Below are 24955 nucleotides of genomic sequence, written 5' to 3' on the forward strand. Positions count from 1 at the left end.
ATAACGACTTAATATAATTAAAGAATAGTCCACCACCACGATTTTAGGAACACTGTGAAGCATTCGACACCTGAGACACTCCCCTTACTTATTGCTGGCCCGATACTGCGTAAAACGACCAAAGACGAGGTTGTCATCTGGGCCGTCACCAGTCAGCCGCTTTTAGGTATGGTTTCGCTCTACCATCGCGACCAAGATAACGCGTTTTATCAGTCAAAGTTGGCTGAGCAGCAAAGCTTGCGAATTGGTGTTTCAGCTTGGGTAACACTTATCCAGCTTCACGGTGAATTTCCAACCAATACGCCACTCGAGTACGATATCGAGACGGAACAAGGCACGCTTAAAGCACTAGCACCACATCTTACTTACAACGATCGCCAACGCGTTGAATTTGTTGTATCTGAAGAGTCGAATTACATTCTGCATGGCTCTTGTCGCAACCCGCACCATCCGAGTAAAGACAGTTTGGTCGCAGCTGACAACAAAGTAGAAACACAGACTCCTCAAGAGCGCCCTGACCTGCTGATGATGAGTGGCGACCAGATTTACGCTGACCATGTAGCAGGCCCTATGCTAGATGCCATTTGGCAAGTAATCCAACTGCTTGGTCTGCCAGATGAGCGCCTACCGACTGACGCTCAGGTTAATGATATTCATGACAGCCAGTCCCTGTTTGAAAGTGAATATCACCTTTACCAGCGCCACCACTATCTGCCGCATCACAATCAGTCAGACTCTTTGTTGGACAAACTGTTCCCTAACCGCAAGGTGCCTATCTTCAGTTCTCGTGATTGTGAAAACCACTTAGTGACATTGTCTGAATTCGTCGCTATGTATCTGTTGGTATGGTCACCTACTCTTTGGCAGTGCATTAACCGTGAACGTCTGATTGAAAACAACTTCGAACAAGGTGGCAGAAAGCTAACGCCACTTGAGCAACAACAGTGGCGCGATGAAACTGAGGTTATTAACGACTTCATTGCAGGTTTGCCACAGGTGCAACGCTTGCTCGCACACATCCCGACCTACATGATCTTCGATGATCATGACGTTACCGATGACTGGAATCTCACCGTCGGATGGGAACAAGCGGTGTTGCAAAACCAGTTGGCAACACAAGTGATTGGTAATGGCCTCGCGTCTTACTGGCTTTGCCAAGGTTGGGGTAATGCGCCTGAGAAGTTCAATGATGTGTTTATCGAGCACGCTAAATCGGTGTTTGAGATTCAAAGCTCACAAGAAGCCAAGTCACTTGAACCTATGCCACTTCAACCCAAGATTGACGAGCAAGCGCATCAAGCGTTCGTCGAATACTTGAGTCGCTTTGAAGATTGGCACTACACCATCGATCTATCACCGAAGGTGATTGTGCTTGATACTCGTACTCGTCGTTGGCGTTCAGAATCACGCATGAACAAACCGTCAGGCTTGATGGATTGGGAAGCTCTGATTGAATTCCAACATCAACTCATGCATCAAGATAAGGTAATCATTATCTCTGCTGCACCGATGTTTGGCGTTAAGTTTATCGAAGCACTGCAGAAAATCATGACTACCTGTGGCCAACCGCTGCTCATTGACGCGGAGAACTGGATGGCCCACCCAGGTAGTGCTAACACCCTCATCAGCATTTTCACCCACACCAAAACACCGACCAACTTTGTGGTGCTTTCTGGCGATGTGCACTACTCCTTTGCGTACGACATCAAGCTGCGTTATCGCAAAAACAGTCCGAACATCTATCAGATCACTTGTAGCGGTATCAAGAACGAGTTCCCAGCACCTCTGCTTAAGTTCTGCGACGTATGTGATCGCCTGCTGTATAGCCCGCGTTCAATACTTAACTACTTCACCAAACGTAAGCGTTTGAGAATCGAGAAGAGAAGCCCTGACAACCAGAACTTCTATCGCCTTTCAAACCGCAGCGCGATTGGTGAACTTAAGCTCGATGAATCGGGAAAACCTATTTCAATCACTACCTTGAGTGGCGATGGAAAGGTAACTCGTTTCCCAGAGCCTGATTAGGGCTAATGACTCGTCAAACTACCTATAGTTTTGTCAACATAGTGTAAATCCACTTGCGAATGACCTAGGTAAGCCCAATATTAATAGTATTAGCTCAACCTATATCTCAATATTATCAATTCGGTTGAGCGTGCAACTTAGTCCTGTTTCGTAGATTGGAGCTTATTATGTTTAATTCTCTTACTTCACTGTTCAAACAACTGATTGAAGGTGAAGACCTTAGCAAAACCTCGAAAGCATCGCCCAATATTGCGATTGCGAGCCTGCTGTGTGAAGTCGCTGGTGCTGACCACGAAATCGATGAGAAAGAGCAAGCAGCCAAACTCATGCTGATTCAGCGCCTGCTAGGTCTAACAGAAGAAGAAGCTGCTCAACTGCTTGAAAAAGCGCAGCCACAAGTTGACCAATCTGTGTCTCTGTATGATTTCACTTCGCAACTTAGAGAGCTATCACAACCGGTGCGTATCGACTTAATTAAGGCGATGTGGGAAGTGGCTCATGCTGACGGTGAGATTGATCCGATGGAAGATGCGGTGATCCGCAAAACCGCAGAACTGCTTTATGTGGACCACAGCGATTTCATTAAGACAAAACTGAGCGTGCTTGGCGAAGAGTAGCCTTGTCGCGATCCCTCATGCAACACCACCTAATATCCCAATTGCGTCGAAGACTAACCCAACAATGAGTTAGTCTTGATATCTATAATCACTAAAGAGGGAACATCAACCACTAGAGAGGGAACGTCCGTAAAAAATGCCCTTTAGCTCCAGAGGGACACCATTTTTATGGATAAACAGCCCTCTTTGGTCTGAGACCAAAACACTGCGTTTATTCTCTAGCTCCTGAATAAATAGGTTTTTTACATTGAATGTTTGAGGGTTAGACGCCTGGTCTTGTTCGGTCTGGTAGAAATAGTAATGATCCCCCCAACGCAGGAAAACACCAAAGAACTGCTTGGCATGAATCACCTTACCCTCTCGGTCATAACCAATGTAATGCATTTTTGAACGACCATTTCTGAGGCGCAGTGTCAGCTCTTCATACCCTAGGCCATCATAAGTCACCTTAAACTGATAAGCGTTATTGGTGGACATACCGGAAACCAATCCTACCGATAAGATAAGAACAACAACCAGGATAATTGGTAGAAAAAAATGTCTCATGCTAGGACTCTTGGCGGCAGGTAAGTGACAAAAACTCAGAGGTAATCTCAACCCACTGACCGTCCATTAAAGCAACGGCTTGAATATTGTTGCATCCAACACCTCGGTCATGCAGATACACGCGAGTTACCCCTCGCTCTGAGAGTTCCTCAAAAAGCGCCTCGTCTTTCTTAATGATTTTGATGTCATCATGAACGACCTCTATCCCTGCAATGGTCTCATGATTCATGAAAAATGCCATTTGAGAAAAAGTGGTTAAAAGCCCGATAGCCACCAATGAGCCGAGCGCTCCTTTCACTAGCGATGCTAAAGCGATTCCAAATACCATTTTCTGGGTGGACTCGAGAGTATCGGATAGCTCAGCCGCTTCAGCGTGAGTTTCTACCTTAGTTCCCGTATCGTCAGTAGTTGGAATCGACGCTAAGGAATCAAGAGCTGGAATGCAGTAGCCCTCTTTTTGCACTGTCACGACTTTGAATGGTGCATCCAATGTAATCAACGCATTACGAAGGTTTTTAATGGCAACATTTAACGAGCTACTGGTTACTATTTTTCCAGGCCAACACTGTTCGAGCAAAACATCACGCTTAATGGTCTTCGGGGACTCTTTATACAATAGATTTAGGATCAGGCACTCTGAATAAGAGAGGTTAACTTGGTGAGAAGAAGTCGTGCTTCGTAAGGTGCAAGTATCAAGCTCAAGCACTAAGTCATTTAAGGTAATTTTATTATTGTCCATACAGTAGAAAAACGAATGTGCCAATCAATATAGATTAGCACATTTACAAATATTATATCGGAATCAAAGCTTTAGCTTAAAACCCAGCTCACTAACATGTATATCTGCAAAGCCTAGTTTAACTGCTTCGAGTTCATTCGCCACTTGCCGTGCGTGCTCCTCATCTTTGGCGAGCACTGCGATTGAGTAAACAGGTCGAATCATCTTTGCCTCACCATCGGCTGAGTCTGAAATGTCTTTGTTATAAAGATATGCTGAAGTGATGGTGCTTGTTGCACTCCAATCAACAATTTTCTGCAAATCACGTCCGATAACCTTATCCACCAGCAATTTATCTTCTGGCTTTTTCCAACTCAGTTCTACGGCGTAGTTGGTGAAGGCAACGTCGGTATTTAGCCACTTGTTCCCGATCTCTCGCACCTCGGTAATCTCTGCCAACTCTTTATATTGCAGTGGTAAGTTACCTATTGTATTTCGGACTTCTTGCTCACTGTTAGCTTCCATCACGAACTTAATGATAGGAAACGACTTGTCACCGATGAAGCTCTCGCTCACAAACATATCGTGAATTAAACCTGCATCAATCAAATTGGCGAAGGCTTTCTTTTGATTGGGCATTGCATCAAACACCGCTTGAGCATCATCGGTTTTCCACGCAACAGCAACGCCAAAAGCCGCTGCATTAATATTAAAAGATAAAAATAAGCTAAAAAAAGCTAAAGTCAGAGGGGTTGTATATCGCATCGACGTCATCTCTTAGTCTCGTATAATCTGGTACAGGTTAGGGTCAGCAGATACGCCTTGAAACATCATTGGCGGTAACTCTTTTCTCATGTGCGCTATGGCACTTTTGAACATGGCTTCGCTTTCCCACTGCGCTACGTTGATAAAACGGTAAGTCGCATCATAATCGAGTGAACGGTGCAATTTAGTCGATATATACCCCGGTTGTTGCTCAAGAATGTCTCTCGCAGCCTCCCAATACTCAAGCGTTACCTCTTCGCTTGCCGCATCGACAGCAAACGTATTAATCAACACTACTGGCTTAGCCACAGCCAAGCTGCTCATCGTTAACATCAAAGCACCGAGTGTGTGCTTTAACGATTGTCTGATTATTGTTTCTTTCATACTCACTCCCTTGTAAAAGCGAGAGAAACTTAACATAGGATTTCACGATAAAAAGACCACGAGTCGATCTTTAATATTAATTAAAAATAGATACCTTAATCGCCCCCTTCGCCCCACAAAAATGCACCTAAATCAGTTTCTACAACTTCTGCAATTCACTGTTCCATCATTTTGATTCTCATATTGATATATTCACTCGCTCTCCTATCCCCAAAATAACAAAAAACATTAAAATCTATTATTTTCATATAGTTAAATTTTGGCACCCTCTTTGCTCTATTTAGGTTTTTAGGGACAAAAGGGAACCGACCATGAGAAAGCTACTTCCAACAATATTAACAACATCAGTTGCTCTCACCTTGCATGGATGTGGAGGAGGTGGCGGCGGAGGCGGAGGCAGCACATCAACACCTGCAGCAACACAGAGTTTCTCAGATATTTCAGTGCCGAGCTCTTTCGAATGGAGCGGCTCAACTTCTCGAGACCTGACAATTAATGTTGTCAGTGATGTTTCACAGCGTGACGGAGAGGCGGCAGCGATCCGTGGTGCTCACATCGTAAAACTGTATAGCATGAGCAGTGACGGTACCGACTCCCAACCATTTTATACGGGGATGACAAATAGCGACGGCCAGCTGACTAACACATTAAGCCTGTTAGACACATGGCAAGGCATTAAGTTGGTGGCGCTTGTTCGTGGTAATGAGTGTATCTCTCAAGTTGACTCGACAGACATTACCAATGATCTGTACGTCAGCTGCAACATCGTTTTAGACGCAGATTAAGGAGTGAATATTATGGATAATATGAAAAAATCACTACTTGTTGCTGGTTCCATCGCTGCGTGTAGCTTTTCCAATCAAGTATTTGCAGCGGCTTCAGACAACCAAACCGTCGATAACGGTGACGGCTCTACGACCGTGACCCAAACGATCAATGCTAGTAGTACTTCTCCTCATTATGTTGCACCGTCTGGATACGGATTTTCGATCTACAGTAACAAGAATGAAGACTACTCTTGGCAACATGACATCTCTATTCCGGCTGGAGCTCAAGTAACCTCTGCGACATTGACAATTTATGCCTACGATGTGGATTCTGAAGCACACCATGGTGAAAATGGTGAGTACGACAGTGTTACCGTCGACGGCACTATGCTCAACCCTGGCTTCCTACAAGGTACCAACAACAACTGGTCTACTACTGTATTCGACCTACCGCTTGCTTCATTGGATGACGGCTTAATTAATGTAGATCTAGACATTGATGTTAATGGCGACGGTTGGTTAACCACGCTCGACTACAGCTTATTGACGGTAACTTATACTGAGATCGAGAACGATCCTCCATTCACCCCAACCTTATCTCGCAGTAGTGGATTAGGCGATAATGACCCACTAGTAGTGTCAGTAACAGGCCCAAGCCCTGCCGACCCAGACGGTGACTCAGTCACTTATACCTATCGCTGGTTTGTGGATGTTGGACAAGGTTTCTATGTGGACGATGAATTCGTCGGCAAGGATGACAACAATGGCGCTACTCTACTAGCTAATCAAACTGAAAATGGCGAGCTTTGGAAAGTACAAGTGACTGCAGTTGACTCTAACGGTTTAATCAGTAACTTTGCAGAAATCAGCTGGCCAGAGATTGGGGATAGCGATGGCGACGGTGTTGCTGACGCCAACGACTATGCGCCAAACGATCCGAATATCGCCTTCTACAGCCGTACGCCAACAACCGGCTGGCATACATTAGCGTACGAAGATTTATGGCCTTATGAAGGCGATTACGACCTGAATGACTTCGTCACTCGCTACGCTTACGGTGTTTACACTAACGCTAGCAATGAGATCACCCGCTTCGATTACTACGGTCAAGCCGTTGCGCGTGGTGCCGCTGACAACAACAGCTTCGCCATATCTCTCGCTGGATTGGAAGCGTCTGATGTCGGTACACTGACTCGTACAATCGACGGCGTAACTACAACAGTGACTCCTGAATCTGGTCACAGCGGCGAGATGGTCTTCGTGTTGATTGACAGTGTGAGCGATCTGTTGCCAGCCAACGGCTCTTCTAACTTCTATAACACTGAGGCAGGTGATAACCGAAGTGCGGTAGATTACAGCGCATCACTAGTCATTGATGGCTCTATGAGCAGTTTGGCACCAAAAGCGTTCAACCCGTTCATTTTCAAAGTGGGTTCTCGAAACAAAGAGATTCATTTAATGAACTACCCGAGCACAGACCTTGCGAATACCAACATATTTGGCGTAGGTGATGATGACAGTGTTGTTGAGAATAACGAGTTCTATCAAACTCAGGCGGGTCTACCTTGGGCATTAGATATCCCTGCTAACTGGGCTCATCCATACGAGAAAACGGACACTAGTCGGGCTTATCCTGACATTACACCTTGGGTAGAAAGCGGCGGCGCAACCCACACCGACTGGCACTCTAACCCAGCACCATCGAAAACGTGGTAACAGAGTCGCTATCCCAACCTATAAAGAGTAACTAATAAGAAAAAAGCCATCATTACTGATTGAGTAATGATGGCTTTTCTAATGAGTAACACTGATTTCTAGAGCATGGTTAGTGTTAGCTTAGCAAGGTTGTATGCATCGACATACCCTGAGTGCTGACGCCCTTCCCACTCGATATTTTGTGCTTCTTGAGCAGCTCGGTGACCGATACGTTTGTCTTTCAGACGATGTTGAATGCGATACAAGGTCGCAATATTCAAGAACTCGGTAAACGGAGGTTCAATCCCCTTCTCAATACACTCTTTGTGTAGTATCAGGTCATCACGCCCCCAAGCTGCATAAATCTTATTGGGACCACCGAAGTTTTTGATCATCGACTGAACGACAGACGCCAATGGGCGGCCCTGCTTTTCGATTTTACGTGGAGTAATACCAGTTAATTCAGCACAAAACAGAGAGACTTCATCTTTTTCAGGCTTAACGTAGTACTGCGCGCGTTTAACGATTTCTCCTGAAGCCAGATCAATCTCAGCTAGACCCACTTCAATGATCTCGCCGGTTGTTCCTACTCCATCTTCGTTCCAACAGCACATTTCCAAATCGAAACAGACTACTCGATTGTGATTCATACGTTGCCTAATTCTCTCGTCTAAAATTTTAAAGCAGGGATTGTACCTGAGCCTATTAAAGATCTCGACCCCAAGGCAGCTAAGTGTTCAAATCACCTGCAATCGTCACTTGGTTGCGCCCGTTGACTTTACTTTGATAAAGCATACTGTCGGCGAGTTGAAGCGTCTCTTCGATGCCCTCATTGACGCGGATAGTTGCGCCGATACTCAAGGTGCAATTAAGCTGTTGACCTTTGTGTTCACAAACGCTTTCTCGCACCTTATTTAGAATACAGTCTAGATAACTCGACAGTTGCTCCCTCTCGGAAATACTAGAAAGGATACAAAACTCATCCCCACCAACTCGGAATAAATTGTCGCCTGATTTAAGACTGGTTGAAATAAGTTTCACTACGTGCACCAACAAAGCATCGCCGGCAGGGTGACCATATTCATCATTGATCACTTTAAACTTATCAATATCAAACCCAATGAGGCTAAACGGCGTGTCACCTCTTATGGCCTTATCGAGCATTTTATTAAAGGCACGTCGGTTGTATATTTCAGTTAGGCTATCGTGATTAGCCAGAAAACGAAGCTCTTCCGTGCGCTTATCAAGCATTTGAGAAAGCCGTTCTTTCTCACGTACTTGTAAATTCACAATGTACGCCAACAGCAGCGAGATCATAGTCCCGACTATGGCGATACCTGCCAGTACCAAATAGCCGTTGAATGAGATGTAGGAATTGCTCTTGTAATCGATGGTCCACTGTCGATTAGTTAGCATAATATGCTTAGTGATACTCTGACCATCGACGCCTTCAAAGCCTTCTGACTCAAACAACAGGGGGGCATCTTCCGCTTCAAAACCATGGTCCGTAACACGCACATACACATCCATATCACCCACGGTTGAGGCTAAAAGGTTTTCAAAATAGAAGGTTGTTCGAATTACCCCAATCACCACGCCAAGCAAATCATCGCTTTGACCATCAAATACTGGGTGGTACACCAACATACCGGTTTTAGGTAAATCTCTACTCAAACCGTCCTGCAGTAGTCGTACTTTATCTGAAATATTCGCTTCTCGAGTCTCACGTATATTGTCCACGATGAGCCTAAAGCGGTCACGAGAGGAGTAGAACCCTAATACTTGATTGTTAGGTTCTGTATTCGGATAAAGGTCGGTCGCGATAAACGCTGGTTCATCATCTAGCACATAGCCATAGGTTTTAGGACCATGTTTAGGGATGGTGTAGATTTCAAAAAAGGGATTCAGCGATTTCATTTTCGCTGTGTATTGCTCCATTTCGTCTGCAGTGACTTTTTGCATCCATTGCAGGCCAATAAGGCTTTTGGATCCGTTAATGGTTTGTTCTGCGAATCGATCGAACTTGTCCCAATGTTGAGGATCATTGGAGTAAAAGAAATTTGCACCAGAGCCGATATAGGCAACGTCGTTGTCGATGAAAGCTTTCAAACTCAAAGTCTGATGATCAGCAAAACTGTTTAGGTTGGCCTTTAAGGATCGACTTTGAGTTATGGCAACGATGACGAGACACAAAACCGTTATTAAAAACGTGACGAAAAAAGTAATTAACGGGAGCGTTCGTTTTTTCAACCCAGTCCTAGGGTCGATAGTATGCGGCATAGAGCTTCCAAAACATGTTAATTGATTCGAAATTATACACCGACAGTATAATAGACTCTATTCCCCTTTAGGGATGATTCTGGAATAGAACTAACACTATTTACACACCACGGACATTAGTGGCGATTAAACCAACAAATCCCGATTACTTTTCAAGCTAACACGCCAAAAAAACCCGTTATCAAAAACATAAAATAAAGCTCTTAGACCTTGAATATGCTAGTATCTACCCATATTTATAGCTTGAAAGAAACTGAATTACCCTAAGGTAAATCACTCTTCTTTCCGACCAGTATATTCATCTATACAAGCGAATATACCGTTAAATCAATCTAAAGAGAAATCACAATGAACTTTGATTTAAACCTTATCCCACAAACGTTTGATATGCTTCACGCAGGCCTAACTGCATCAAGCGTTTTACTACTGCTGATCGCTGTATCTCGCAAATCTAAAGTCGTCGAGAAAGTGGTTGAAAAACCAGTAGAGAAAATTGTTGAAGTTGAAAAGCCGGTTGAAAAGATCGTAGAAGTTGAGAAAGTTGTTGAAGTTGAAAAAGTTATCGAAAAAGTAGTAGAAGTTGAATCTAAGCTAGCAACAGCATCAACGGATTCTGCAATGCAGCTTCTATCTATCATGCAACAAGAAGCTCGCCTGATTGACTTCCTAAAAGAAGACCTAACGTCGTTCTCTGACGAAGAAGTTGGTGCTGCAGCACGTGTTATCCACACTGGCGGTCAAAAAGTACTGAGCGACTACGTAACTCTATCTCACATCCGTAGCGAAGACGAAGAGACTCGCATCACTGTGGCTGAAGGTTTCAACCCACAAGAAGTTCGTCTAACAGGTAACGTAACTGGTAGCGCACCATTCAACGGTACGCTTGTTCACAAAGGCTGGAAAGCGACTGAAATGAAGCTACCTAAACTGGCTGAAAACTACGATGCATCTGTTATTGCTCCTGCAGAGGTAGAACTATAATGGACCAGCATAACCATTTATCTCAAGACGCTTCGTCTCAAGAGCAACCAGCACAAGAGCAAGGCGCTAAGTACAGCGTTGGTATCGACTTGGGTACAACACACTGTGTACTTTCGTTCATCGATACAACAAACGAAGACGCTCGCGTTGAGGTAATGCCAATCCCTCAGCTTACTGCTCCGGGTACAGTAGAAACGCGCAGCCAACTTGGCTCGTTCTTATACCAGCCGCACGAACACGAGATGAACGAAGCGTCACGCGTTCTTCCTTGGTCAACAGAACCAAAAGCACTGGTTGGTGCGATTGCTCGTAACCTCGGCTCGAAAACGCCAATCCGCCTAATCGCTAGCGCGAAATCTTGGCTATGTCACGGTGGCGTTAACCGTCGTGATGCTTTCCTTCCTGCAGGTAGCCCTGAAGAAGTTGAAAAAGTATCACCGCTGAAAGCGACTGAGCTTTACCTAGAGCACCTGAAAGATGCTTGGAACCACGCTAACCCATCACACCCGCTTTCTGAGCAAGATGTGACCATTACTGTTCCTGCATCTTTCGACCCTGCAGCTCGTGACTTAACGGCAGAAGCAGCACGTAACGTTGGCTTCACGCACCTAACACTTCTAGAAGAGCCGCAAGCGGCACTGTACAGCTGGATCGATAACAGCAACGATCAATGGCGTGACGAAGTTGAAGTTGGTGACATCGTACTTGTTGTCGATATCGGTGGTGGTACGACTGACCTTTCTTTGGTTGAAGTGACAGAAGACGACGGCAACCTAACTCTGAACCGTATCGCGGTAGGTGAACACATCCTACTTGGCGGTGACAACATGGATTTAGCGCTGGCTTACCGTCTGAAGATGAAGCTAGCACAAGAAGGTAAAGAGCTGGCTCCTTGGCAAGTTCAAGCAATGACACACGCATGTCGTGATGCAAAAGAAGCGTTACTAAACGATGCTGAACTGCAATCTGTGCCAATCGTTGTTCCAAGCCGTGGTTCTAAGCTACTGGGCGCAACGCTTAAAACTGAACTAACACAACAAGAAGTACAGCAAACTCTGGTTGATGGTTTCTTCCCTAAAGTAGCTGTAACTGATCACCCAGTTCAGAAAACACGTGGTGCACTGACTCAAATGGGTCTGCCTTACGCTCAAGATGCGGGTATTACGCGTCATATTGCGGCTTTCCTATCTAAGCAAGCAAACGCGCTATCAGGTGGCGAAGAAACGGCTCAGCAAGATTTTAACCCATTCGCAAACATGCCAGGCATGCCAGGTGCGGAAGCGCCAACTGCTGATTTCATCAAACCAACGGCTATCCTATTCAACGGTGGTGTTCTGAAATCTAGCCTACTGGCTGATCGCCTTTCAGACACGATCAATGAGTGGTTGATCAACGCTGACGCTGAATTTGCTAAGCAGCTTTCTGGTCTTGATCTGGATCTTGCCGTTGCAAGCGGTGCTTCTTACTACGGCGCTGTTCGTCGTGGTCAAGGCGTACGTATTCGCGGTGGTATCGCTTCTGCTTACTACGTAGGTATCGAAAGTACGATGCCAGCAATTCCGGGTATGGCTCCTCCAATGGAAGCACTGTGTGTTGCACCATTTGGTATGGAAGAAGGCTCAAGCGTTCAAGTACCAAGCCAAGAGTTCGGCCTAGTGATCGGTCAACCGGTTCACTTCCAATTCTTCGGTTCAACGACACGCCGTGATGATGAAGCTGGTACTCACCTTGACCACTGGGCACCAGAAGATCTAGAAGAGCTACCAGAAATCCAAGTGACTCTGCCAGTGTCTGAAGGTCGTCGTGAAGGCGAAGTCGTCCCTGTAACGCTTGCTTCACGCGTCACTGAGTTAGGTACGCTTTACCTAGAAGCTATCGCAACTGACAACGGTCAGAAATGGCACGTTGAGTTTGACGTTCGTGAAGATTCGAACCAAGACTCAAACGAGCAAGCATAATGATTCAACGGCACCTTCGCGGGTGCCGTTATTTTATCAAAGCGTGATTCTCTGCCGCTGATACGGATAACCTAGAGAATCTGTTTTCAACCGATACATTGAAATCCAAAGTGATGATATTCCCGACTCAATTGTTTATCACGATTGATGTAATACCTCCTTATCGGGAATGACGTTTAAGAATTACGACAATAAGACCAACTCTTTCAACAAACTGGTCATCACTTAAGAAGAATAAGGTTTTGTATGGCATCTCCTCGTTTCTTAGTCGGTATCGATTTGGGTACCACCAACACTGTGGTGGCTTACTGTGAAATCACCGACGATTTACAACAATCCCCTGTTTCTCTGTTCGACATCGACCAGCTTATTGGCCCTGGCGAAGTGGTTCGTAAACCCCTACTCCCCTCTTTCCGTTATCACCCAGCTCAAGGGCAGATTGCACAAAACGATCTTACCCTTCCATGGGACGTTGAACCTGTCGCTGGCGATATTAGTAATGTGATTGTTGGCGAATGGGCACGTGAACTCGGCGCTAAAGTTGAAGGTCGTCAGGTATCCAGCGCTAAAAGTTGGCTCTCTCACCAAGCTGTAGACCGCAACTCAGACATCTTGCCATGGGCAGGTGCAAGTGACGTTGATAAGGTTTCACCTGTTGTGGCGAGTGCAAGCTACCTTAACCATATCCGCCAAGCTTGGAACTACCGCAACCCTAGCAACAAACTGGAAGATCAAGACGTTGTAGTAACTGTGCCAGCATCGTTCGATGAAACAGCACGTAAGTTAACCTTAGAAGCGGCTCAATTGGCGGGTCTTAACAAGATCTTACTACTAGAAGAGCCTCAAGCAGTTTGCTACGACTGGTATGCACGCCACCAGCAAACGGCTGCTCAAGAGCTTGAACAACTACCTCTGATCTTGGTGTGTGATGTCGGTGGTGGTACAACCGATTTAAGTTTGATTGAAGCACGCTTCAATTCTCAAAATGGCGCAGAAGCAGAACTCGCCCTTGATCGTATCGGCGTCGGTGAACACTTAATGCTTGGTGGTGACAACCTCGACTTGGCTCTAGCTCACCTTGCTGAGCAACGTTTCAACCAAACGAAAAAGCTTAACGCTTCTAGCCTAACCAAGCTTATTCAGCAGACTCGTAGTGCTAAAGAGAGCCTACTCTCAAGCCAAGCACCAGATGACGTAAAAATCACCATGCTGGGTAGTGGTTCGAAACTTCTTGGTGGTACAAAGAGTATTGGATTGACCAAATCAGAGGTACACCAGATTGCTCTTGAAGGCTTCTTCCCTCTTTCTGACTTTAATGAAGTTCCAGACAAACGCCACAGCGCAGTGGTTGAGTTTGGTCTTCCGTATGTCGCCGATCCAGCAGTAAGCAAACATATCGCCGAATTCTTAACTCAGCATCAGCAAGTCTCGAAAGCCGCGTTAGAAAACTCTTCAATTGAGCACGATGAATCTGCACCCGCTATTCCGGTAGCCATCCTATTGAACGGTGGTGTGTTTAACAGTGACTTGGTGACCGATCGTATCACTCAATTAATGAGTGGTTGGAAAGGCTCGGATATCACCGTATTAGACAACCCGCATCCGGATTGGTCGGTCGCTTTAGGTGCCGTTGCCTTTGGTAAAGCACGACGTGGCGCACAACTTAAAATTGGTGGTGGTGCCGCACGCTCCTACTTCTTGCACCTACAAGAAAAGAACAAGATGGGCAAAGCACTTTGTCTACTGGCTAAAGGTACCGAAGAAGGCCATGAGATTCGTCTAAGCAGTCGTCGTTTCTCTTTAACTCTTGGCGAACCAGTACGATTCAACCTACTGACTTCCACTCATGATCAGATCGCTCACGATACTGCGATTCAAAATGGCGTGATGGTTGACGTCGATGCGGATCTTTTTTCACCGTTACCGCCTTATATCTCAACGCTGGAAGGCTTGGATGACAAAGAGCTTCAAGCTAACCAGAAAGAGCGTGTTGAGGTTCAGCTTGCTTGCCAATTAACAGAAGTCGGCACACTGAAAATGGAGTGTGTGAGCGTTAATGATGACAGCCAGCGTTGGTCGTTGGAGTTTGAGGTTCGCAATAAGCAAGGTGATGATACTGAGCAAGAGAAGCTCCACCCTCGTCTCGAAGAGTGTAAAGAGCTAGTATCTCGCCTCTACAGCGGTAATAAGAAAAGTGCCGATTCAAAAGAGATTAAAACCCTCGCTAAAGATCTTGAAAAGCGTTTAGGTAAACGTGATGAGTGGGACTTCACCACCTTACGTCACCTCTTTGATACCTTCTCACTAGGTAGAAAACGTCGCCGTCGTTCTGAAGCTCACGAGAAAAACTGGCTTCGCTTGGCTGGATATTCCATGCGTCCCGGTTTTGGTGATCCAACGGATTCATGGCGTATGGAACAGCTGTGGGGTCTTTACCAGCAAGGTATCCAGTTTAAGAATCACCAAGGCTGGACAGACTGGTGGGTATTCTGGCGTCGTGTTGCGGGCGGCTTAAACCAAGAGCAGCAAGAGACCATTTTGGCGGATATTGCTAAGTACCTACACCCAGGGGCGATGAAGAATCCTAAATCAGCGAAAGATGCACAAGACCATGGCTATGAGTCTATGGTTCGTTTAGCCGCCTCCTTAGAGCAACTGGAAGTAGAAGATAAAGCGCTGCTTTCGACTTGGTTCCTCAACAAAGCCATTAATCATAATCAGTTCGAGCAAGCTCACTGGTGGGCTCTGGGTCGTTTAGCGTCTCGTACGCCTCTGTACGGTAGCCAACACAGCGTCATTCCTCGTGAACAAGCTGAGCAGTGGCTACCTAAGCTGCTTGAACAGAATTGGCACAAAGAGCCAATGATCGCTTTTGCGGCAGTGATGATTTGCCGTAAGACTGGTGACCGCTTATTCGATATTTCTGATGATTTCCGCGCACAAGTTGTCGAGAAATTGAAGAGCAGTAAAGTGCCGGACTCGTGGCTAACGCTGGTGACTGAAGTGACAGAGCTTTCGGAGAGTGAATCTAAGCGAGTATTTGGTGATGCTCTACCAAGCGGGCTGAGTTTGATTCATAGTTAATAGCTCGAATACGATCACTTGATAATAAAAAAGCCACTTTCGCTGATTGAAAGTGGCTTTTTAGTTTATGTTGGTTACCTTGTTTAACCATTTAAATCGTTGAACCATAATGTGGTTTGTCATTACTAATGTTTTGTTCCAGTTGGGTTAATCGTAAAATCCGTGTGTTCGTAAATATCAGACAGTTTTTTAGGTTTCTTTGGTTTTGCTCCTCGTTTAGTTGGCTGATGAGTTTCGTTCAATATCCACTCCTCATGCATTTTTGCCGAATCCAAGAAATCTGGATCTTCCATTGCTTCCTTGCGAAGTTTATTTACACGTTCGAGAGTTTCCCAAATCATAATACTTCACCTCCACTAAGGCTACACTTCCCAATATAGGACTCCACCCGATTGATTCCATACTTTCCGGTAAAACCATAGTGAATTTGTGATTTACATATCGAAAACCTCCTTATAAGCACATTATTTAAACAGATAGAATGCTCTTATTTTTGTTAAAAAATAAACATGATCGTAGCGCTTTTTATATAATTTTTATAAACACACCACCTATGGGCTATGCCTCTGTCTTATTAAAAATACAAACGGAAGGAAATACATTATTTCAGATTGCAAAGGCAGAAAATTGACATTAAAGTCAACAGTATGACATTCCAAAAAGGTGATCATTAATGCCATTTACCAATATCTATCAATCCAGCTCTAAATATGCCATCAATGATCTAGTGAAAGAAATGGACCTCTCTTTATGGAAAAGCATGCTCAATAACATAGCAGAAGTACTTAATGCTCCCGCTGTTGGGCTTATTCTTACGGCTGAAGTTGGGTTCCAAAACATTGCGATGTCTTCTTCACCAGGTGTTAAAGCGAACCCTGGCAAAATCATCCCCAGAGACATCAATTTGTACTGCAAGAAAGTGATGGAAACCAGAGCAATGCTTTATGTAAAAAATGCGTCTGGTAAAGAGGAATGGAACGACAATCCCGAACTCACGCAGATGGGCTATGTCTCCTATCTAGGCTTGCCGATCTTCCAATCCGACGGCAGCATGTTTGCAACACTTTGCGCGCTAGACACTAAAGAGACCTCTTATAAACCGATACAGATAAATTTAATGGAGAGTATTCGTGCGCTATTGGAAAGAGAAGTACATACTGCAGAACGAGTGCGGAAATTGAAATATACGTCTAATCACGACGAATTGACCCAAATATTTAATCGTAGAGCGATATTAAGCGAGTCACCAAAATTCATCGATAGCACTATAGAAAATGGCATCAGTATTGGAGCTGTTTATTTTGATATCGACAGGCTTAAGTATGTCAATGATAACTTCGGACATAATATTGGCGACCAATATATAAAGTCCTTCTCTCATTCACTTCAACGTAACACTCGTAAAGATGATATTTGTGGAAGACTTGGAGGAGATGAGTTTCTCTTATTGTGTAGAGACATCACCGAAGATTCCCTAAGCAAGATAATAAACCGAGTGCAATCTGACTTTAAGACACACTCCCAAAAACTGGGGATAGATTGCCATGCCACTTTTAGCCATGGTTCACTTATTTACTCATCAAATATTCCACCTATCGAAGAGTTGATTCGACTAACGGATGAGCAAATGTACGAAAACAAAATGAGTAAACGTTACACCCAGCTAAAATAAAAAAAGCGTGCACTATGCTCGCTTTTCTATCGCTTAAAATTCAATTCAACTTATGCTCGATTACCGATTTTCACAGTACCATTAGTCGCAAACCAAAGTGCTTCAGAGCGACGGCGACCTAACAGAATTGGGCCATCATCGTAGAACAAGAAGTTCTTCCAATGCTTCTTAAATACAGACCATTTAGTCTCAAGAACATTGTACTTTTCATAGCAAAAATAGACAGTTACGTCATCTTGCCAGTCAATAAAGTCTAAGATCTCTTGTGGCATATCTGGTTCGTCAGCTTCCCAGTTTTCCATCCAGCTGATCTCTTGCTCCCAGTTAGATGCTTTGCTTGGCCAGTCTTGCGAGCTCAGTCTATCTGCGTCTGGGCTCTGTGGGCTTACATTCTCTTTCCAGAACTGAGAAGCGCGCGCCTGTGTCATAGGTTTGATCTTTTCTAAGTCTTCAGCAGGCAATGGCATTGACTGATGAGTGAAAATCCATTTTCTTTGGTATTCGTCCAAAGTTGTATATGACATCAAATTTCCTTAACTTTTAAAAAGCCTTGTTCATTCGGCTTGATAGTTTTACTACCGAGCTTAATCGCTCAGCAAATTCTAATTCTAGATCATCACGATCATTTATCTTCCCAATTCGGGTTGATCAATGAAGTGAGAACATGATCTCGCCACTGGCCATCGATCAAAAGGTAGTCTTTAGCAAACCCTTCTTTCTCGAAGCCTAAATGCTTTAATACAGCCGCACTTCTTTCATTGTGTGGGATATACCCTGCCATGATGCGATGCATCTTCTGCACTTCAAACATGTAGTCCAAAGCCATGCGAAGCGCTTTACGCATGTAACCATTGCCCTGCGCATCTTTCGCCAAGGAGTAACCCAGGTTACACGCATGAAATGGGAATCGAGATAGATTACTGAACGAGACGGTGCCTAACATTTCGTTGGTCTCTGCGTTGATAATCAAGCAGTAGTAAGCCAGCCCCATTTTGTGTAGCTCATTAAGCTTAATTAGACGCTGAGCCCAACCAGTGCGTTCGAAAAACGCCTCTTCACGAGTGGGTTCCCACGGCTTTAAGTGCTCACGGTTGGCTTGGAAATAACCACTAATCAGTGACGCATCGTCTATTTCTGCAGTACGCACAATCAGATTGCCTGAGCGTTTATATAGACGCTCAGGAGTACTTCTATCTTCCATCAAACGTCCCTAATTCTTGCGGATACCATAGTCTCGAAGCTTGTTAGCAATCGAGGTATGAGACACATTCAATCGTTTAGCGAGTTTGCGGCTAGATGGGAAAGACTGATAAAGCTTCTCTAAGATTTGCGATTCATAGTCTTTCATTATCTCATCCAATGAACCGTCTAGGCTAAGGTTAGCCATTCCAGAGTTCATGGTTTCTAGCTGAGGTAAGTGGAACTGCTCAACCGCTAAAGTATCACCCTCTAACTCAGTCAGTGCGCGAAGCACCATATTATCGAGCTGACGGATATTACCCGGCCACTGATAATTGCCAAGCTGCTCAACCAGTTCAGCAGTGAGCTTAGGTTTCAGCATGCCGAGTTGCTGCGCGTACTTAGCCACAAAAAGCTCAAGTAGTGGCGCAACGTCATTCGAGCGCTCTCTCAGTGCTGGAATCGACAGCGTCAGTACATTTAAGCGGTAGAAAAGGTCTTCACGGAACGAACCAGAGTCAGCCAGTTCAGACAGTTTGTGGCGCGTTGAAGCGATAATACGCACATCTGCATGCATCTCTTCTTCTTCACCAACACGTCTAAAGCTGCCGTCTTGTAGGAAGCGCAGTAGTTTAATCTGCAGGTGTGGGCTCATCTCACCGATTTCATCAAGGAAAACCGTACCGCCATTCGCTTGCTCAAAGATACCTTTATGGCCCTGCTCATGGTTAAACGAACCCGGAGCGTGACCAAACAGTTCTGTTTCCGCAACATCATCTGGCATTGAGGCACAGCTCAACACAAGGAAAGGCGATGAAGAGCGATGAGAGCGGTTATGGCACGCTTTCGCTAGCATCTCTTTACCTGTGCCCGTATCACCTTCAATAAGTAGCGGTTGGTCAAGCATCGCCAGTTTCTTAGCTTGGCTGATCAGCGCTTTATGACGGTTAGAGACACCGACAAAATGCTCGAAGCCTAAGTTGTTCTGCTCTGACAAAGAGTCTTGTTGCGCTTGGTCTTGTTGGCACGAACGAATGGTCATTACGCCACTGGCCAATACTGGCTCATTGACGTCACCACCAAGGTAGACAGGAAGGATCTCGATAGAGAAGTCTAAACCATCCAAAACCACGACTTCACGATGGCGTTTTACGTCACCCTCAATCCAACGACTGAAGTTAAAGTTAGGGACAAAAGTAGAGATTGGCTCACCCACGACCTCTTTCTCTGTCTTACCAAACAGATTAAGCGCAGCATGGTTAACCATGTCTACTGACCCTTTAAGGTCGATTGAGATAACTGGATCTGGAAGGTTTGCAAGTAGTGCAATCAGCTCTGTGTTATGCCTTTCGCTTGGCATAAACTGAATTTTTCGGACGTCCTTTACACCAGAAATTCGACGAATTTCAGCCATAAGTTCACTAAAAGCATCAAAATCGATATCTGGGCAATTCAGATAGATAATGCCTTTAACATCAATCTCGATACCACGCAGATCGATGCTTTTGGTTGCTAAAATATCAAGCAGCTCACGGGTTAAACCGAGTCTGTCTTCACACAATACTTCAAGACGCACAAGTATTCCTATTCAAGGTGTCAGGATAAGTTGACAGTAGTGTGAATTAAGGCCTCTATTCAGTCAAGAAGAAGAGTAAACAGATGTTTACTCTTCTCTCAATAATTACTTGATTGCGATACTTTTCAGCTCGTGTACCACGGCTTTGCGCATATGCGATAACTTCACTTTGCGATCTTGATGCCAAGGCATTGGTCGCAGCAGTGCCATCGCTTTTAATCCTAAGCGTGCAGTCAGTATACCGACACCTAAGCCTTGACCCGCTCTCGCTGACACTTTGCCTGCTAAATCCATAGAAACGAGATCCATACTTGCATCGATAGCCAGCTCACTCGCACCCGCGGCCGCCATGTTCACCAATACCAGTTTGAACAATTTCAAACGCGACCAGTAACCTAGCTCAATCCCATATACATCAGCCAGTTTGTCAATCATGGTGAAGTTACGCCAAGCCACCAGCAACATATCAGCTGCGGCTAACGGACTCACAGCAACAAGAGCTGCTGATTCTGTTGAGTATCGCGTAACGAGATTGGTAGCAATCTTATCTTGTTGCGACACCACAATCGCATCATACATATCCAGCACTTCGGCATCGCTGTGCGCTGGGTTAATGCTGTTCTTCCATTTATCGAACGCTGGCGACTCAGCAATAATACCGCCTTGCTTGGCGATATCTTCACAGAAGGCTTTACCCTTGCCAACGCTATCGCTTTTGAGCAGCACTTCGCTCTGCTCTTGAACACTGAAATGGTTTCTCAAAGAACGCAGTTTCCACAACTCTTTACCCATAGCACCAAGACCAAGCGACGCGATGGCCGCCATAAAGCCAGCCCAGCCAAGTGATAGCCAGTCCGACGTTTGGATAGCGGTGACAACACTATCGATAGCTTGCCAGCCCACTAAGCCTGCAAAAGCCGTTAGTAGACCTGAAGCCAGCCATTTACGACCGCGACTTGGACGGATGACCTGCTCTAGCTGTTTCTCCGGCTCGCCCTGCTGTTCGCTGTCTTGTTCTACAGCGGCAGGAACGAACTTCTCTTGCTGTTCAAATACGGTTTGCGCATTCAGCTCTGGCGTATCTTGACGTTTTTCTTCATCGGCAAACTCACTATTCAGTGGTTGGTCGAAGACTTGTTTGGTTTTCAATTCACTCATTCTTTAACCCCCTACTTCAATTTATCGCCAATAAGATATTCAAGTGCTTTGTCCATTCTCACATGCTGGCAAGGTTCATCAGAATGCTGAGGCATCGGCCTGAAGCTGGTGAAATCGAAACTATTCTGTTGCCAATAATCTTTGTGCGGCAACTTCTTCGGTACTTCACCTGGATACATGGTTTGTGGCTGTCCATCCAATGTCGTACCTTGTAGCGCTGGTTGGCTGCTCGAGCCTGAAGCGATGAAACCTGCACTGGTCGCTTGAATCGACGCGATACTCATGCAGCTCATTTCAATATGCTCAAAGGCCGCTTGCTGCCAAGCTGGATGAACCATCTGTTGTAGCAAAGACACGAGATTTGGATGCTGATCCGGTGTTATATGATCGGCTTTGGTCGCCGCAAATAGGATCTTGTCGATCTTCGGTGCAAACAAGCGACGCAGAATATTGCTACGCCCATATTTAAAGCTCTTTAATAACTGCTCCAGTGCACCACGCATGTCCATGAAAGAGTCATGGCCAGCATTTAGAGGCTGTAAGCAGTCGACCAAAACGATTTGGCGGTCAAATGTAGCGAAGTGGTTCTTGTAAAACGCCTTCACCACTTTCTGTTGGTACTCTTCATAGCGCGCTTTAAGAACTGCATAATTGCTCTGTTTGCCATATTTTTCCGTTGGCTCCAAGCATGGGAAGAACTGAAGCACAGGTGCACCCTCTAATTCACCCGGCAAGACAAATCGACCCGGTTGAACCCAGTGCAAACCTTGCTCTTTACAGCAATGCAGGTACTGCGTGTATATATCCGCAATTTCTGCTAAGCGCTTTTCGTCCGCATCTACAAGTAAATCCAGTTCACTCGCTTGCTCTTTCCATACTTGTGCCAATTCAGCGCGTTGACCTTTCAGCGCAGCAAACTGAGACAGGCTCCAGGTATCAAAATCCATATCCAGTAGCGGTAAGTCCAGTAGCCACTCTCCCGGATAATCAATAATATCGAGATACAAGGTGCTATTTTTACGTAGAAGCTTCTTCGCGCCACTCGCTGGCTTATATTTGAGTGCCAATCGAATTTCGCTCACATCGCGCGTCGGCACTGGCCAAAATGGTGGCTCTGCGTGCAGCGCATCCATCGCCTCATCATAAGAAAAGCGTGGAATCATCATGTTGTGTTGCGGAATGCGTTTTGCGCCAATTAAGCGTCCATCTCGCGCCGCAGTAAACAAGGGCAAGTTGTTGTGGGTTGAAGTATGCAGCAGCTGGTTCACTAAGGAAGTGATAAAGGCGGTTTTACCAGCGCGCGATAGACCAGTTACCGCAACTCTAATATGAGAATCCGTTCCTCGACTGATAAAGTCACTCACTTCTTGTGTTATTTTTTTCATTCGAACGACTCCGTTATACTTGGCTCGCATGCTTGACTGCACAGGAGCGTATTTCAAAAACAGGGGATAAGGAAGAGAAGTAAATGAAAGCATCCGTCCTGTTTATGCGAGGTATTATCTAATATCGTTTCTTAATGCTAGATGAATAAAAGCCCCTGATTATCGTTATAATCAGGGGCTTTTGACAATTTGTCTTTCTTGCATTTGAGGAACGTTTGACGACTAATCGTCTTCTATCAACTTATAGATAACAAATAGCGCAATCTCTGCAATCAACCACAATGCACATGTAATTGTGACGTATTTATTATCGAAGATGCTAATCCCTTTCAAGATCAGATCATAACCAACAAAACCACCAATCACCACGGCTAAAATAATCTGGAGGATCTGAATAAAACGAGGCATCCGTTTCTCCTATATTCTTATATCAAACTATGTGTTTATCACTATATCATTGATAATAAGACAAAAGTGCAGGACTTGCTGCACTTTTGTCGTTTTCGAGTAAAAAATCTAGACCTTTTACCCTAATCGCTTGCAATTACTGCTCAGCTTCAGCGATTTTAACCTTCCAAGTATCTGGGCCAATTTGGTGAGCGTTAGCACCTGTTGAGTCAACCGCTACCGTTACTGGCATATCTTCTACTTCAAACTCGTAAATCGCTTCCATGCCTAGGTCTTCAAACGCGACAACACGAGCTTTCTTGATCGCTTTCGCTACAAGGTAAGCTGCACCGCCCACTGCCATTAGATAAACCGCTTTGTGCTCTTTGATCGACTCAACTGTTGCAGGACCACGTTCCGCTTTACCGATCATACCCATGATGCCTGTTTCGTTTAACATCATGTCAGTGAACTTATCCATACGTGTTGAAGTTGTTGGGCCAGCAGGACCTACCGCTTCATCGCCCACTGCATCAACCGGACCTACGTAGTAGATAAACTTACCTTTGAAATCTACGCCTTCAGGTAGACCTTCACCGCTCTCTAACATGCCTTGAATACGCTTATGCGCAGCATCACGGCCAGTAAGGATTTTGCCTGATAGAAGAACCGTTTCACCCGTCTTCCACTCTTGAACGTCTTCTTTAGTTACTTCATCAAGGTTAACACGACGTGTATTCGCGCCCGCTTCCCAAGTGATGTCTGGCCACTCTTCTAGCTTAGGTGGCGTTAGCTCTGCTGGGCCGTTACCGTCTAGCGTGAAGTGTACGTGACGCGTCGCTGCACAGTTAGGGATTAAACATACTGGCTTAGACGCCGCGTGTGTTGGCGCAGTTTTAATTTTCACGTCAACAACGGTAGTTAGACCACCAAGGCCTTGTGCACCAATACCTAGCTTGTTTACGCGGTTGAAGATGTCTAGACGAAGCTCTTCTTCTGCGTTCTCAGGGCCTTTTTCGATAAGCTCTTGGATATCGATGTGCTCCATTAGAGACTCTTTCGCCAGTACCGCCGCTTTTTCAGCCGTACCACCGATACCTATCCCTAGCATGCCCGGTGGACACCAACCTGCACCCATAGTTGGTAGTGTCTTCTCTACCCATTCTGCAATGTCATCAGAAGGGTTAAGCATGACCATCTTAGTTTTGTTTTCGCTGCCACCGCCTTTCGCCGCGATTTGGATTTCAACCTTGTTGCCTGGAACCATATTAATGTGAACAACCGCTGGTGTGTTGTCTTTGGTATTAATACGCTTACCTGCTGGGTCCATTAGGACAGATGCTCGCAGTGGGTTATCTGGGTTGTTGTAAGCTTGACGAACGCCTTCATCAACCATCTCTTGAACTGTTAGGTCTGTTTCCCATTTCACATCCATACCGATGTTGACGAAACAGGTTACGATACCCGTATCTTGACAGATTGGACGATGACCTTCTGCCGACATACGAGAGTTAATTAGAATCTGAGCGATCGCATCTTTTGCTGCTTGGCTCTCTTCTTTCTCATAGGCTTTTTCTAGGGCTTGGACAAAGTCTAAAGGGTGGTAATAAGAAATGTACTGAAGTGCGTCAGCGACACTGCTGATCACATCTTGCTTACGAATAACCGTCATTGCATGCCTCTTTATTGTTCTAGTTCCATGTTGGGCTCATGGCTCTATGGGTGTTTAGCTTATTATAATGTTGAGCTTAATTTAGTTGCTTTAACACTCGCTTATC

Annotated in this window: 22 protein-coding genes; 8 read left to right on the forward strand and 14 right to left on the reverse strand. The window is 45.2% G+C overall.

What is annotated here, in order from left to right; genetic code table 11:
• Positions 1–54 precede the first annotated feature (54 nt).
• The gene (locus KI743_RS15595; RefSeq protein ID WP_285467186.1) at positions 55–2025 is read left to right on the forward strand and encodes an alkaline phosphatase family protein; all 1971 of its coding nucleotides are present in this window, start codon (positions 55–57) and stop codon (positions 2023–2025) included.
• A gap of 167 nt (positions 2026–2192) precedes the next feature.
• Positions 2193–2642, forward strand: coding sequence for a TerB family tellurite resistance protein (locus KI743_RS15600; protein WP_032548770.1), 450 nt, complete (start codon positions 2193–2195; stop codon positions 2640–2642).
• A gap of 105 nt (positions 2643–2747) precedes the next feature.
• Here KI743_RS15600 and KI743_RS15605 read toward each other — a convergent pair whose 3' ends face one another.
• From KI743_RS15605 to KI743_RS15620, 4 genes are all read right to left on the reverse strand, one after another.
• Positions 2748–3188, reverse strand: coding sequence for a hypothetical protein (locus KI743_RS15605; protein ID WP_285467188.1), 441 nt, complete (start codon positions 3186–3188; stop codon positions 2748–2750).
• Between the two features lies 1 nt (position 3189).
• A complete protein-coding gene (locus KI743_RS15610; RefSeq protein ID WP_285467189.1) occupies positions 3190–3927 on the reverse strand; it encodes a winged helix-turn-helix domain-containing protein in 738 nt (245 codons plus the stop codon).
• 63 nt (positions 3928–3990) lie between these two features.
• Positions 3991–4671: a hypothetical protein gene (locus KI743_RS15615; protein WP_225312843.1), complete on the reverse strand. Its 681-nt coding sequence runs from the start codon at positions 4669–4671 to the stop codon at positions 3991–3993.
• Between the two features lie 12 nt (positions 4672–4683).
• Entirely contained in the window at positions 4684–5004 is a 321-nt protein-coding gene (locus KI743_RS15620) for an antibiotic biosynthesis monooxygenase (RefSeq protein WP_373417843.1), read from the reverse strand.
• Between the two features lie 362 nt (positions 5005–5366).
• Between KI743_RS15620 and KI743_RS15625 the strand changes: the two genes are divergently transcribed.
• Positions 5367–5840 carry a hypothetical protein gene (locus KI743_RS15625; protein WP_285467193.1) on the forward strand — a complete coding sequence of 158 codons (474 nt, stop codon included), beginning with the start codon at positions 5367–5369 and terminating at the stop codon, positions 5838–5840.
• A 12-nt stretch (positions 5841–5852) separates the two neighbouring features.
• A complete protein-coding gene (locus KI743_RS15630; protein WP_285467194.1) occupies positions 5853–7538 on the forward strand; it encodes an LruC domain-containing protein in 1686 nt (561 codons plus the stop codon).
• Between the two features lie 98 nt (positions 7539–7636).
• Here KI743_RS15630 and KI743_RS15635 read toward each other — a convergent pair whose 3' ends face one another.
• Both KI743_RS15635 and KI743_RS15640 read right to left on the reverse strand, forming a co-directional pair.
• A complete protein-coding gene (locus KI743_RS15635; RefSeq protein ID WP_032548762.1) occupies positions 7637–8167 on the reverse strand; it encodes a 3'-5' exonuclease in 531 nt (176 codons plus the stop codon).
• 79 nt (positions 8168–8246) lie between these two features.
• Positions 8247–9797 (reverse strand): sensor domain-containing diguanylate cyclase, encoded by a 1551-nt coding sequence (locus KI743_RS15640; RefSeq protein ID WP_285467196.1) that lies wholly within the window; start codon positions 9795–9797, stop codon positions 8247–8249.
• Positions 9798–10145: 348 nt separating this feature from the next.
• Here KI743_RS15640 and KI743_RS15645 point away from each other — a divergent pair, with 348 nt between their 5' ends.
• From KI743_RS15645 to KI743_RS15655, 3 genes are all read left to right on the forward strand, one after another.
• Positions 10146–10778, forward strand: a complete 633-nt coding sequence (locus tag KI743_RS15645) for a DUF2760 domain-containing protein (protein ID WP_032548760.1) — start codon at positions 10146–10148, stop codon at positions 10776–10778.
• On the forward strand, positions 10778–12736 hold the full coding sequence (locus KI743_RS15650) for an Hsp70 family protein (protein ID WP_285467197.1): 1959 nt from the start codon (positions 10778–10780) through the stop codon (positions 12734–12736). The genes KI743_RS15645 and KI743_RS15650 overlap by 1 nt, the downstream gene beginning before the upstream one ends.
• 246 nt (positions 12737–12982) lie before the next feature.
• Positions 12983–15820: an Hsp70 family protein gene (locus KI743_RS15655; RefSeq protein WP_285467198.1), complete on the forward strand. Its 2838-nt coding sequence runs from the start codon at positions 12983–12985 to the stop codon at positions 15818–15820.
• A gap of 125 nt (positions 15821–15945) precedes the next feature.
• Here the strand turns inward: KI743_RS15655 and KI743_RS15660 are convergent, their stop codons facing one another.
• The gene (locus KI743_RS15660; RefSeq protein WP_032548757.1) at positions 15946–16161 is read right to left on the reverse strand and encodes a hypothetical protein; all 216 of its coding nucleotides are present in this window, start codon (positions 16159–16161) and stop codon (positions 15946–15948) included.
• 332 nt (positions 16162–16493) lie between these two features.
• On the opposite strand from KI743_RS15660, the gene KI743_RS15665 reads away from it, so the two are divergent.
• Entirely contained in the window at positions 16494–17492 is a 999-nt protein-coding gene (locus tag KI743_RS15665; RefSeq protein ID WP_285467199.1) for a sensor domain-containing diguanylate cyclase, read from the forward strand.
• A 50-nt stretch (positions 17493–17542) separates the two neighbouring features.
• Here KI743_RS15665 and KI743_RS15670 read toward each other — a convergent pair whose 3' ends face one another.
• The 7 genes from KI743_RS15670 to KI743_RS15700 form a co-directional block, all read right to left on the reverse strand.
• A complete protein-coding gene (locus tag KI743_RS15670) occupies positions 17543–18016 on the reverse strand; it encodes a DUF2947 domain-containing protein (RefSeq protein ID WP_032548754.1) in 474 nt (157 codons plus the stop codon).
• A 98-nt stretch (positions 18017–18114) separates the two neighbouring features.
• A complete protein-coding gene (rimJ, locus tag KI743_RS15675; protein ID WP_285467200.1) occupies positions 18115–18693 on the reverse strand; it encodes a ribosomal protein S5-alanine N-acetyltransferase in 579 nt (192 codons plus the stop codon).
• A 9-nt stretch (positions 18694–18702) separates the two neighbouring features.
• Positions 18703–20247 carry a transcriptional regulator TyrR gene (gene tyrR / locus KI743_RS15680; RefSeq protein WP_032548752.1) on the reverse strand — a complete coding sequence of 515 codons (1545 nt, stop codon included), beginning with the start codon at positions 20245–20247 and terminating at the stop codon, positions 18703–18705.
• Positions 20248–20352: 105 nt separating this feature from the next.
• Complete coding sequence (locus tag KI743_RS15685; RefSeq protein ID WP_285467201.1) at positions 20353–21405, reverse strand: YcjF family protein; 1053 nt, start codon at positions 21403–21405, stop codon at positions 20353–20355.
• 11 nt (positions 21406–21416) lie between these two features.
• Positions 21417–22790, reverse strand: coding sequence for a YcjX family protein (locus KI743_RS15690; RefSeq protein ID WP_285467202.1), 1374 nt, complete (start codon positions 22788–22790; stop codon positions 21417–21419).
• Between the two features lie 222 nt (positions 22791–23012).
• Positions 23013–23198, reverse strand: coding sequence for a hypothetical protein (locus KI743_RS15695; protein WP_032548748.1), 186 nt, complete (start codon positions 23196–23198; stop codon positions 23013–23015).
• Positions 23199–23334: 136 nt separating this feature from the next.
• Entirely contained in the window at positions 23335–24849 is a 1515-nt protein-coding gene (locus tag KI743_RS15700) for a fumarate hydratase (protein WP_285467203.1), read from the reverse strand.
• Positions 24850–24955: the final 106 nt, after the last annotated feature.

The sequence above is a fragment of the Vibrio sp. D420a genome (assembly GCF_030248625.1).
Lineage (GTDB): Bacteria > Pseudomonadota > Gammaproteobacteria > Enterobacterales > Vibrionaceae > Vibrio > Vibrio fortis_A.